General features: G+C 62.5%; 12 protein-coding genes. 6 read left to right on the forward strand and 6 right to left on the reverse strand.

Features of this window, described 5'->3' with window-relative positions; translation table 11 throughout:
• Nucleotides 1–5: 5 nt before the first annotated feature.
• Nucleotides 6–485, forward strand: a complete 480-nt coding sequence (locus QF118_RS00680) for a HugZ family pyridoxamine 5'-phosphate oxidase (RefSeq protein ID WP_282300717.1) — start codon at nt 6–8, stop codon at nt 483–485.
• A gap of 69 nt (nt 486–554) precedes the next feature.
• Here the strand turns inward: QF118_RS00680 and QF118_RS00685 are convergent, their stop codons facing one another.
• Nucleotides 555–2846, reverse strand: a complete 2292-nt coding sequence (locus QF118_RS00685) for a glycosyl hydrolase family 28-related protein (protein WP_282300718.1) — start codon at nt 2844–2846, stop codon at nt 555–557.
• A gap of 114 nt (nt 2847–2960) precedes the next feature.
• Nucleotides 2961–3377 carry a DUF4864 domain-containing protein gene (locus QF118_RS00690; RefSeq protein ID WP_282300719.1) on the reverse strand — a complete coding sequence of 139 codons (417 nt, stop codon included), beginning with the start codon at nt 3375–3377 and terminating at the stop codon, nt 2961–2963.
• A gap of 134 nt (nt 3378–3511) precedes the next feature.
• On the opposite strand from QF118_RS00690, the gene QF118_RS00695 reads away from it, so the two are divergent.
• Complete coding sequence (locus QF118_RS00695) at nt 3512–4201, forward strand: ImmA/IrrE family metallo-endopeptidase (protein ID WP_282300720.1); 690 nt, start codon at nt 3512–3514, stop codon at nt 4199–4201.
• Between the two features lie 23 nt (nt 4202–4224).
• On the opposite strand, the gene QF118_RS00700 is transcribed toward QF118_RS00695, so the two are convergent.
• Nucleotides 4225–5802, reverse strand: coding sequence for a lysine--tRNA ligase (locus QF118_RS00700; RefSeq protein ID WP_282300721.1), 1578 nt, complete (start codon nt 5800–5802; stop codon nt 4225–4227).
• 101 nt (nt 5803–5903) lie between these two features.
• Here QF118_RS00700 and QF118_RS00705 point away from each other — a divergent pair, with 101 nt between their 5' ends.
• Together QF118_RS00705 and QF118_RS00710 are read left to right on the forward strand one after the other, a co-directional pair.
• Nucleotides 5904–6326 (forward strand): tellurite resistance TerB family protein, encoded by a 423-nt coding sequence (locus QF118_RS00705; protein WP_282300722.1) that lies wholly within the window; start codon nt 5904–5906, stop codon nt 6324–6326.
• A gap of 158 nt (nt 6327–6484) precedes the next feature.
• On the forward strand, nt 6485–6913 hold the full coding sequence (locus QF118_RS00710; protein WP_282300723.1) for a L,D-transpeptidase: 429 nt from the start codon (nt 6485–6487) through the stop codon (nt 6911–6913).
• Nucleotides 6914–6919: 6 nt separating this feature from the next.
• Here QF118_RS00710 and dacB read toward each other — a convergent pair whose 3' ends face one another.
• Together dacB and QF118_RS00720 are read right to left on the reverse strand one after the other, a co-directional pair.
• Nucleotides 6920–8425 (reverse strand): D-alanyl-D-alanine carboxypeptidase/D-alanyl-D-alanine endopeptidase, encoded by a 1506-nt coding sequence (gene dacB, locus QF118_RS00715; protein ID WP_282300724.1) that lies wholly within the window; start codon nt 8423–8425, stop codon nt 6920–6922.
• Nucleotides 8426–8532: 107 nt separating this feature from the next.
• Nucleotides 8533–9138, reverse strand: coding sequence for a nicotinate-nucleotide adenylyltransferase (locus QF118_RS00720; RefSeq protein WP_282300725.1), 606 nt, complete (start codon nt 9136–9138; stop codon nt 8533–8535).
• Between the two features lie 236 nt (nt 9139–9374).
• Here QF118_RS00720 and ettA point away from each other — a divergent pair, with 236 nt between their 5' ends.
• Both ettA and QF118_RS00730 read left to right on the forward strand, forming a co-directional pair.
• The gene (gene ettA / locus QF118_RS00725; protein WP_282300726.1) at nt 9375–11030 is read left to right on the forward strand and encodes an energy-dependent translational throttle protein EttA; all 1656 of its coding nucleotides are present in this window, start codon (nt 9375–9377) and stop codon (nt 11028–11030) included.
• Nucleotides 11031–11317: 287 nt separating this feature from the next.
• Nucleotides 11318–11524 carry a cold-shock protein gene (locus QF118_RS00730; protein WP_282300727.1) on the forward strand — a complete coding sequence of 69 codons (207 nt, stop codon included), beginning with the start codon at nt 11318–11320 and terminating at the stop codon, nt 11522–11524.
• Between the two features lie 65 nt (nt 11525–11589).
• On the opposite strand, the gene QF118_RS00735 is transcribed toward QF118_RS00730, so the two are convergent.
• Entirely contained in the window at nt 11590–12063 is a 474-nt protein-coding gene (locus QF118_RS00735; protein WP_282300728.1) for a DUF2938 domain-containing protein, read from the reverse strand.
• Nucleotides 12064–12127: the final 64 nt, after the last annotated feature.

Raw genomic sequence — 12127 nt, forward strand, 5'->3', positions numbered from 1 at the left:
GCGCGATGACCTCGCCCATTCGCCCCACCGACGACGAAGCCCGCCAGCTGGCCCGCGACCTGATCCAAAAGGCGCGGTTCGGCGCTCTTGCCGTGCTGGACCCGACCAGCGGCGCGCCACTGGTCAGCCGGATCGCCGTGGTGCCGGGGCTGGATGGCCTGCCGCTGTCGCTGGTGTCGGACCTTGCGGCGCATACCGTCGCGCTCAAGGCCAATCCGGTCTGCTCGCTTATGGTGGGTGAGCCGGGCACAAAGGGCGATCCGCTGACCCATCCGCGGCTGAGCCTGCAGGGCACGGCGCAGTTCATCCGGCATGGCGCGCCGGACCATGGCGCGCTGGCAGCGCATTATCTGCGGCTGCAACCCAAGGCCAAGCTGTATATCGGGTTTGGCGATTTCGCGCTGATGCGGCTGGCCGTGACGGGCGCGTTCCTGAACGGCGGCTTTGGCAAGGCCTTTGATCTGACTCCGGGCGATCTGACCTGAAAAGGCCGGGCCCCCGAAAAGGGGCCCGGCCATGCCGACAGTACCGTCGGCCTTCCCGCCATGGCAGGATCAGATGTCCATGCGGACCTTCAGCGTGACATCGCCGCGCATGTCCTCGGGCCAGATCACATGCACCTGGTCCTGCCCGCTGCCTTCGCGGGTCGAGGTATAGGGCATGTGGTACTTGGACACGTTGTTGCCGTCGCGCGGGCGCGACCGGGTGACCAGGCTTTCGACCTCCATCGCATAGCCATTGAAGGGCAGGCGATCATCGGTATCGACAACCCAGGTCTGCGCCCCGCTGGCCTGCGAATGACGCACCAACAACGGGTTCTCGGCGCCCTTGCTGACGTTGTGATAGGTGTTCCCGGTAAAGAACACGTTCTTCATGCTTTGGAACGTCAGGTTGGCAAAGGATGTATCGACCCGCTCGGCCCGGTTGATCGTCGCGCCGATACAGCGGAAGGTGTTGCCCGACACGTTCATGCCATTGATGTAGTGGCCCGTGCCATAGGGTTTGACCACGATATAGCTGAACCACGATGCGACACTGGACGACAACATCACGTTGTTGGTGATCGACAGGCCCGCAAACCCGAAGCCCCCGGTAAAATCCGGTTCCGGTTCACGTTCGTTGGTCCATTCGATAAAGCAGTTGTCGATATAGTTGCCGGTGATCTGGGTGTTGCAGGCCCGCAGGCAGATGACGATCCCGGCGCTGCGCACCCCGTTCGAGGACGGATCGCCCTGAAAGAAGTGGTTGCCCGACACGATCGCATGCGATCCGCTGATGACAGCAAAATGACGGAACTGCGACGCCCGGCAATTGCGGATCTTCACGTCGTTGGCATTGGTGTTGAGCGCGACGCTCACCCGGTCCTGGGTCAGGGTGCCGCCCTCGTAGCTGATGAACTGGCAGTGATCGATCAGCATCCCCTGGCAACCATCCCCAGGAGAGGTGATACCGCGCTTTGCCGGACGGTTGAACACGCAGTTGCGGATCACGTTGACCGTCCCCAGCGGCGCAAGGATGATCCCCGAGGCGCGCTCTCCGCACTGAAATTCCACGTCTTCGATCTCGAACACGTTCAAACGGTCAAAGCCGCTGAAATCCAGGATGTATTTGAACCGGGTAAAGGTATAGGACTGGGTCCCCACCGCGTCGGACAGCGGCTGTGACAGGGTGATTTCCTGTGCGCCCAGGTTGACGTCCTTGACGTAGATCTCGCGCCCCACGCCGGCACCTTCGACATAGCTGCCCTTCTTGATGTTGGCGATGTTGGTCACATTGGTCAGCTTCCACTGGTTGTTCGCCGAATAGGTCGCCTGACTGGTCACGACCTCTTCGTTCCAGGCGGTGCTTTCCTCGGCGCGCAGCTGACCGTTGCGGATGACCCGGCGCTGCGCATAGCTGGAGCGGTTGGGCACCGCGCCGCGCACGTCGATCGGGGCGGTGACGGAAATCCGCCGTCCGCCCAGGTCCAGGCTTTCGTGGTCCGAATTGTTCATCAGCGACTGGACAGCCTTCTTGAAGGCCAGTTCCTCGTCGCCGCCAAAGGCGTCGATATAGGTCGGCAGTTCAAAGTTCTTGGTCAGCGACAGGATCGCGTCGGCGGGCATGCTGACCTTGCCTTCGAACTGGATGCGGTTGGTGATTTCGACGGAATCGGCCAGGTAATAGGTGCCGGCCGGAACCAGCACGCGGCGGCCGTTGGCCGCGGCATCGGCGGCCGAAAAGGCCGGGCTGTCATTGGTGGTGCCATCCCCGCGGGCGCCATAGTCGCGCACATCGACAAAGCTGAGCATGTCGCGCAGGAAATAGGCCGTGACGTCCTCGATCCGGATGTCGTCAATCCGCACCACGCCGCCACTGGCGCCGGTCAGGTCCAGGCCGAAATGGCCATAGGCCGCCTGCGGCCCCCAGGCCATGTCCACGCCGCCGCGTGTGCCGGTGCCGACAATGGCGCTGACTTCGACGACCTTGCCATAGGTGGTCAGCGGGACCGAAGGGCCGGTCGTTGTCACACCGCTGATCTGGTTGCCGCCCGCGTCCCCGGCCCACCCGGCGATGCGCACGCTGGGCAACGACCCCGCGACCGCCTTGATGCGAATAGTCACCTGCAGGTAGGTGCCCGGGAACATCGGCGTCTGGCCCATGTAACGCAGGCGCTGCGTGCTGTCGGTCTTCTGGATTTCCAGGCAGCCGCCAAAGTCCTGATCCGCCGGGACAAAGGCCGCCGTGGGCAGGTTGGCATAGGTGGATGATCCGGGGGTGCCGTCCCCCCGCGAAAATACCCCAAGATTGTCAGCCGCAAAAGCGGGCGGTGCAAAGACCACCCCATCGGTAATTGCCATGTTCATCGACATCCCTTTCCTCGCAAGAGGCATCACGCCTCGGTCGGACAAGGGAAATATCAACGGGCTCTTAACGGGCTTTGACAGCACCGTGCGGTGGGTGTTGCCCGGATCGCAGGGTCAGGCGGCCAGACCGGGGGCCTCCAGCAGTTGCACGCCGTCGATGCGCCAGCCACCGTCGTATTGGCCCATGCGATAGTCCAGAACATGGGTGCGCCCCTGATCATCCTGCACGATCACCTTTTGCCAAAGCGCGCCGCCGATCTCGCGCAGATCGCCAAAGCGCAGGCTTTCCGGGCGCCAGACCATCGGATAGCCGTTGCGCACCATGGCGCCGAAATTCTCGGGCGTGCGGAACATGCTGCGAATGCCCGGCCCGGCAAAATCAAAGGCCGCGACAAAATCATCGGCTTGAAAAGCCCGGGTCTGATCGCGGATCACCTGCTCGATCCCCGGATTGGCCGGCTGAACATCCTGCGCGCGCAGCGCCCCGCTCAGGACGATCATCGCGGCGATGGCTGAAATCAAAAGGCGCATGGCGTCACTCCCTGTCCGCTATCATACCCTTGAACCTAGCTCGTGTTGCATTTTCGTCAAAACGAAGCGCCAGGATTGAGGAAGTGTAAAGGCTCCCGCTGTAAAACCCCGCTGTCCCTGGTTCCCCGGACACCATGACCGCCAACAAGAACAGGATTGCCGCGATGCCAAGGGCCTACCCCGACTATCCCTATATCGAACCGATTGCCGCCAACCTGTCCGAGGCCGAGATCGTCCAGATGGTCGAGGACATGCTGTCGCAAAACCCCACCATTTCGCTGAACGACGGCGGGCCGTTGGACAAACTGTGCCGCGCGCTCAATGTCGATGTGGAATATTCGGACGCGCCCAATGAAATCCTTCTGGATGTGCCGCTGAACCGCCATGCGGTGATCTGGCTACCAAGGCGTGGCAAACCCCGCCAGGACAGGATGACACTGGCAACCGGGATCGGCCATTGGCTGCTGCATGTCCCCGTCACCCGCGAAGCGTATCCACACAACGGCATCCAGGCCCTGTATTCCCCCACGGATACCAAGGCCCTGCGCGAAGCACGGCTGTTCGCCTTTGATCTACTGATGCCGGAAGAGACCTTTACCAACCTTTGGTACGAAGGGCGCGCGCAGCTGACCGCAGAAACGCTGAACGTTCCGACACAGGCTGTCTATGATCGCGCCAGATGGTTGGACCTGACTTCGGTTGGGGATCACGCCTCCCACGACCCAAGCGATCCCGACACCAAGGCGGATCAGGCCGATCCTAACCCGCCTCCGCAATCGCCCGGGGCCGGGATGGGGGGATATGCCCGGCGCGTCGGGTCCTGAACCCGGCGCCGGGCTGATCGCCCTCAGCCAAGCTTGCCAGACAGGCCGTTTTCGATCAGTTCAACGGTTTCCTGAACGCCGTACAGCGCGATGAACCCGCCGAACCGCGGCCCCTGGCTTTGCCCCAGCAGGACCTCGTAAAGCGCCTTGAACCAGTCGCGCAGCGGCTCGAACCCGTGTTCTTTGCCGACCGCAAAGACGATGCTTTGCAGCGCTTCGTCATCCGCCTCGCCATCAAAGGCCCGCAGCCGCGCCGCCAGATCATCCATCGCCGCCCGCTCCGTTTCGTCCGGTGCCCGGAACGTCTTGGAGGGTTTCACGAAGTCCTGATAGTACTTCACGGCATAGCCCGCCGCCGCATCCAGATCAGGATGGGTTTCAGGCGTGGCATCCGGCGCATAGCGGCGGATAAAGCCCCACATCGCGGCCTTGTCATCGGCGCCCGCAGCGCTGGCCAGGTTCAGCAGCATCGAGAACGGCACAACCATCTTCGAATCGGGAACATCGCCGGAATGGATGTGCCAGACCGGGTTGTTCAGCCGCGCCGCCGCATCCTGCGTCGCATAGGCGCGCAGTTGCTGGTGGTATTCGTCCATCGCCTTGGGGATCACGTCGAAATACAGGCGCTTGGCCGTCTTCGGTTTGAGGTACATGAAATACGACAGCGATTCCGTGCTGGCGTAGGTCAGCCATTCGTCGATGGAAATCCCGTTGCCCGAGGACTTGGAGATTTTCTGCCCCTGATCGTCCAGGAACAGCTCATAGGTGAAATGTTCAGGCGCGCGGGCACCAAGGGCGCGGCAGATGCCATCATAGATCGGCGTGTTGGTGCTGTGGTCCTTGCCGTACATCTCGAAATCGACGCCCAGCGCGGCCCAGCGTGCGCCAAAATCCGGCTTCCACTGCAGCTTGACGTTGCCGCCGGTCACCGGAAGCGTCCATTCGCGGCCGTCTTCGTCGTCAAAGGTGATTTCGCCCTTGGCGGCATCGACGTTCTTCATCGGAACATACAGAACCCGCCCGGTTTCGGGATGGATCGGCAGAAAGATCGAATAGGTCTGGCGCCGTTCTTCGCGCAGGCTTTTCAGCATGATCGCCATCAGGTCATCATAGCGTTCGCAGGCGCGCAACAGCACCGCGTCGAACTGGCCGCTGCGATAGAACTCCGTCGCCGAATAGAAGTCATACTCGAACCCGAAGGTATCAAGGAACCGCCGCAGCATGGCGTTGTTGTGATGGCCAAAGCTTTCGTGCGTCTCAAAGGGATCGGGCACCGAGGTCAGCGGCTTTTGCAAGTTGTCCTGCAACATTTCCTGATTGGGAACGTTGCCGGGAACCTTGCGCATGCCGTCCAGATCGTCCGAAAAACAGATCAGCCGAGTCGGAATGTCGCTGATCACCTCGAAGGCCTTGCGGATCATCGTGGTGCGCAGAACCTCGCCAAAGGTGCCGATATGCGGCAACCCCGAGGGGCCATAACCCGTCTCGAACAGCACGTAACCCTTTTCAGGCGCTGCCTTTTCATAGCGTTTCAGAATCCGGCGGGCCTCTTCAAAGGGCCAGGCCTTCGAACTCATTGCCGCGTCGCGCATCTCGGACATCTGAAACACTCCTGTTGGGATATCAGCGCGCTTCCTATTGCGGCATGGTCCCGGCGTCAATAAATTGTGCTGCAATGCCGCAACGCCCGAAAGGCCATGCCATGAATGAAACTGCCCATCCCCTCAGCCCGCAGGACAGCCTTGTTGCCCTGATGATCGCGGTTTCGGCCTCGGACGAAAACCTTCGGACCGCCGAACTGGTCAAGATCGAAAGCGCCGTGGACAACCTGCCGGTCTTTGCCGAATACGACGCGGACCGGGTGCGCGTCATGGCGTCGCTCGTGTTCGACCTGTTCGAACAGGAGGACGGCCTGGACGCCCTGTTCGGCCTGCTGCGCGATCACCTGCCCGAACGTCTGTTCGAAACCGCCTATGCGCTGGCCTGCGACGTGGCCGCCGCCGACGGAACGCTCAAGGATGCCGAACTGCGTCTGCTGGAAGAAATCCGGTACGAGCTGAACATCGACCGGCTGCACGCCGCCGCGATCGAACGCGGCGCAAGGGCGCGCCACCTGCGCGCCTGACGCGGTATTCCGCGCCCTCGTGGGGTGTGTTTCAAATCCGTGCGAAAAATTTACCTTGGGTCAGGATTCCCTGACTGACCCAAGGGTTAGGATATTGTATAACCAAAGCAGGTATTTAACGCTCTGCACACTACAGACATCCAATTTTGGGGAACACAATGAAACGGATCATCCTTCCATTGATTGGCGCCATTGCGCTTTGCCTGCTGCCCGTTTTTGCCGCCGCTGCGCCGCTTGTGGCCAAGGTTGATATTTCTTCGCAGACCATGACCGTCGTTTACAACGGCGAAGTGGCCTATCGCTGGCCGGTGTCGACAGCCCGCAAAGGCAAATGGACGCCGCGCGGCACCTGGTCGGCCAAGTGGCTGTCACGCCACCATAAATCCAGCCTCTACAACAACGCGCCGATGCCCTATTCGATCTTTTTCAATGGCAACTACGCGATCCATGGCACCAACCAGATCAGCCGCCTTGGCCGCCCGGCCTCGGCCGGATGCGTGCGCCTGCATCCCGATCACGCCGCCCGCCTGTTCGAGCTGACCCAGCGCGTCGGCAAACAGAACATGCGCGTCGTCATCCAGAACTAGGGTCGCTCAGGCGCTGTACAGAACCGACCAGCGTTCGATCAGCGCCTGTTGCAGCGTCTTGGCCCGCACGTTCCACGACGATCCCCCGGCAGGGCGTTCGCGTTCGTCGATGCTCAGCTTGGCGCGGCGGTCCATGTTCGCGGCAAAGATCGCGAACACCAGTTCCGTCCCATCCGGAAGATCGACAAACCCGGCCAGCCCGCTGACAAAGTTCAGCGTTCCCGTCTTGGCCAGCACGTCGATCGGATGGTCCTTGATCACCCGGCGGTTTTCGTCGCGAAGGTCAAAGGATTTCAGTAACGTCTTAAGCTCCGATCCGGAGCGCAGCTGCAACAGCGCGGCCATCATGTCGGGGGCGCTGATGCGGTTGTCCTCACCAAGGCCCGAGTGATCGACAAAATCCATGCTCTGGATGCCGAACCGCTCTTTCGCCCAAAGGCTCATTTCCTGCGCCGAAGCGACCAGATCGCCCGGCATCGCCCCCGTGCGCGCCCGCGTCGCCGACATGCCGACCACCTCTGCGGTGACATTGGTCGACCACTTGAGCATGTCGCGCAGGATGTCATTCAGCGGCGCGCTTTCGGTGCGGGCCAGTTCGGCGCTGTCCGGCAGGGCCTTGATGATTTCGGGCGCGGCAAGTTTGATCCCATGCGCCTGTGCAAAGGTCTGAAAGACCTCGCCCGCGTAAAGCTCGGGTTTGCGCACCGGCAACCAGCGCGCACCGCCATCGCCAAGGGCCCCCTTGGCAACGGTCCATTCATCGCGGCCTGCCTTGTCCTCGTAGGTGTAGACCGGCAAGGACCGCGGCACGACGCCCATGCGCGCGAAATGCACAGAAGGCCGGTGCCGTTCCGACCGGCCTTCCATCGCGACGTTATAGCCCTGCCCGGCCCGCTTCCATTCGAAATGCACACGGTTGTAGTTCAGGTTCAGCCCGGAAACCGCCGGGCTGTAGCTGACATGATCCGGTTGCTCGGTGTCGATTCGCGCGACAAAGGGCAGCGCGCCGCCCCAAACCTTGAACCCGCCCTTCACGGCGGTGATCCCAGCCTCTTTCAGGGCCGCCGCAAGACCGGCAAGCGTATCGGTGTCCAGGGTCGGATCGGCGCCGCCGGCAAGGATCAGATCGCCCTGCACCACGCCCTCCGACACGCCGCCCGTCGCCATGACGCGGGTGACAAAGCGATGCTCGGGCCCCAGAAGCTCCAGCGCATAGGCAGCGGTCAGCGCCTTGGCGACACTGGCGGGCGGCTGCGAAAGCGCGGGCATATGATCCTCGAGCGTAAGGCCCGTCCGGGCGTCGGCCACGCAAAAGGAAACCTTGCCGCCCAGGTTGGCCCGCTCGATCAGCGCCTCGGCCGGGGGCTGGATGCGTTTGCGGAAATCTTCGCCGCGCGCCATGGGCCGCAACGAGGTCAGCGGCGCCTTTGCCAATACCGGAGAGGCCACGGCCAGCCCCCCGAAAGCCAGCGCGGAACCCAGAAATTGTCGTTTTGAAATGCTTTTCGTCATGTCTCGATCTAAGCCCAAGCCGCGCCTTTGGGCAAGCGGCCAACCCTGCCCCATGGATCACATTTCCCCCATCACCACCCGCTTTGGCGCGCGGGGGCGACCCGCAGTTACCTGGTCCAGCCTCCCGATGCCCGAATGGCGGACGAGCTGTGCGGCATCATCGGGATATTGATGAAACACCATCGCGGCGCGTCGGCCCGGCCCAGCAGCCTTGCGGCCCGCCCCGACAGGCGATGGTGCGAAAAGACCTGCGCCGCAACCGAACCACGCGCCGCAAGCCGCGCCTCGGGGCGGGCCAGGACGCCGACGGGGACGCGGCGCATGATGTCCTGCCAATCCTGCCAGCGGTGGAACTGCGCCAGGTTGTCCGCCCCCATCAGCCAGACAAAGCGCACGCCCGGCCAATGGGCCTGCATCGCGGAAATGGTGCGGGCGGTATGGCGCGTTCCGGCCCGCGTCTCGAAGTCGCTGACCAGAATGGCGGGGTGATCGACCAGCGCCCGCGCGGCCGCAAGCCGTTTTTCCAGCCGGGCCGGCGCATCGGCCTTCAGCGGATTGCCCGGGCTGACCAGCCAAAGGACCCGGTCCAGCCCGAACCGCTTGAGCGCCTCTTTCGACAGATGCAGATGCCCCGCGTGCGGCGGGTCGAACGAACCGCCAAGCAGGCCGACCCGCATTCCCGGTGTCAGCAAAACGCCGTCATCAGCCCGCATGTTCCGCAAATCCCCTACCGCCCCCAAGCGCTCTTGGCGCCGGGGAACAGGGATAGGGCAGTGCCGCAGGCATATCAAGAACGGGCCATGGCCTGCACTTGCCTGCACCCGATTGATCCCCTGCCCTTGAAAACCGCGGCCAACCCTTGCCGATGCGCTGTTTCGTGCCGGATTGCGCCTGCGCGCTCAAAAGGCTACTCCCCTTGGCGATATCAAGAACCCAAGCGGAGCGGATCATGGCCTCTTATCAGTATGTCTACCACATGGATGGCGTCTCCAAGACCTATCCCGGCGGCAAAAAATGCTTTGAAAACATCCGCCTGTCCTTCCTGCCCGGCGTCAAGATCGGTGTTGTCGGCGTCAACGGCGCCGGTAAATCGACGCTCATGCGGATCATGGCCGGAATCGACAAGGATTTCTCGGGCGAAGCCTGGGCCGCCGAGGGCGCGCGCGTCGGCTATCTGCCGCAGGAACCCAAGCTGGACGAAACCCTGACCGTGCGGGAAAACGTCATGCTGGGCGTTGCCGAAAAGAAGGCAAAGCTGGACAAGTACAACGAACTGGCGATGAACTACAGCGACGAGACCGCTGACGAAATGGCCCGCCTGCAGGACGAGATCGACAGCCAGAACCTGTGGGATCTGGACAGCCAGATCGACGTCGCGATGGAGGCCCTGCGCTGCCCGCCCGACGACGCCAATGTCACGACCCTTTCAGGCGGCGAGGCCCGCCGCGTCGCGCTGTGCAAGCTGCTGCTTGAAGCGCCCGAAATGCTGCTGCTGGACGAACCGACCAACCACCTGGACGCGGAAACCATCGCCTGGCTGCAAAACCACCTGATCGACTACAAGGGCACCATCCTGATCATCACCCACGACCGCTATTTCCTGGATGACATCACCGGCTGGATCCTCGAACTCGACCGCGGCCGCGGCATTCCCTACGAAGGCAACTATTCGTCCTGGCTGGAACAAAAGGCCAAGCGGCTGGAACAAGAAGCCCGCGAAGACAAGGCCAAGCAAAAGACGCTGGAGCGCGAACTGGAATGGATGCGGCAGGGCGCCAAAGCCCGTCAGGCCAAGTCCAAGGCCCGGATCAGCGCCTACAACGATCTGGCCAACCAGTCCGAGCGTGAAAAACTGGCCCGTGCCCAGATCATCATTCCCAACGGCCCGCGCCTTGGCAACAAGGTGATCGAAGTGGATCACCTGAAAAAAGCCATGGGTGACAAGCTGTTGATCGAAGACCTGACCTTTTCGCTGCCGCCCGGTGGCATTGTCGGCGTGATCGGCCCCAACGGCGCGGGCAAATCGACCCTGTTCAAGATGTTGACCGGCCATGAAAAGCCCGACGCAGGCAGCATCGAATACGGCGACACCGTGCAGCTGGCCTATGTCGACCAGTCGCGCGACGACCTGAAACCCAACGATACCGTCTGGGAGGCAATCACCGGCGGCGCCGAGCAGATCAAGCTGGGCGATGCCGAGATGAACTCGCGCGCCTACTGCTCCGCCTTCAACTTCAAGGGCGGCGATCAGCAGAAAAAGGTTGGCTCGCTTTCGGGCGGCGAACGCAACCGCGTCCACATGGCGCGCCTGCTGAAAGAGGGCGGCAACGTCCTGCTGCTTGACGAACCGACCAACGACCTTGACGTCGAAACCCTGCGCGCCTTGGAAGATGCGCTGGTCGATTTCGCCGGCTGCGCCGTGGTCATTTCGCACGACCGTTTCTTCCTTGACCGGATCTGTACGCATATCCTGGCCTTCGAGGGCGAGGCCCATGTGGAATGGTTCGAAGGCGGCTTTACCGACTACGAAGAAGACAAGAAACGCCGCCTGGGCGCCGACGCACTGGAACCCAAGCGGGTCAAGTTCAAGAAGTTCGTGCGCTAAGGCAGCCGGCCGCGCCGGGCCCTTTCGCCGGCACAGCGATCAGATCAGGCAGGGCGGGGTCGTTCCCGCCCTGTATCTTTTCGGCGGGTCTGCCTGCGCTGCGCCGCAATTCGCGCAATGCTTGCAAGCCCCTTGAAACGAATCTCTACCCGTGCCATATGACGCACTGCTACGTTACCACTATCGCCTACCTGTCTCCCTAATCCGGCTACAGCGCTCGATACTTGCTCTGACTACGCCGGGCCGCTGCACCTCCGCGAGCGGCAAATACCAAGGAGACCACGGATATGGCTACTGGCACCGTGAAATGGTTCAACACCACCAAAGGCTACGGCTTCATCGCACCCGACGACGGCGGCAAGGACATCTTTGTTCACATCTCTGCTGTTGAGCGTTCGGGCCTGACCGGCCTGCAGGACAACCAGAAGGTGACCTACGAGCTGCAGTCCGGCCGTGACGGCCGCGAAAGCGCTTCGGACATCGAACTGGCCTGATCAGTTTCGGGGCGGGCCATTCGGCCCGCTCCACCCCCGCCTTTCTGTGACATTCCAGAGACGGCTCAGATCGCCAGCGCGGTCAGATACATCCCCAAGCCAAACATCGTATGGGCCAACAGCCCCATGACACGCCCCTTCCAGGGGTTTGCCGTTTTGGCCAACGCCCAGCCCAGCCCCATGCCCGGATGCAGCAGGAACCAACCTGCCCCGATGGTCACGATCGCAAAGATCCAGACCGGCAGGAAAGTCGGCGCCGCGACCCAATCCATCCCCGCCAAAAGCACAAAGATCACGCCATAGGCGATGCCCACCGCATAGTGCAGCGCCCAACCGATGGCGATTTCGGCCTCGACCGGTTCGACCACGCCGATATCGTCGTGAAAGATCACGCCGCGCGGCAGGTGCCCGGTCCAACGCCCGACGTTGCCCCAGTTCGGCAGCGGCTGGCCAATGGCCCGGTTCAGCGCCAGCGCCCAAAGGTCCATGGCCACCGTTCCGCCTGCCCCGATCAGTATTCCCGCGCTCAGCAATCCCATGTGCGTCCTCCCTGTTTGCGCTGACAGTGCCCGACCGGCGCGGCTGGCGCAATCCTTCTCGATT

Source organism: Tropicibacter oceani, assembly GCF_029958925.1.
Lineage (GTDB): Bacteria > Pseudomonadota > Alphaproteobacteria > Rhodobacterales > Rhodobacteraceae > Pacificoceanicola > Pacificoceanicola oceani.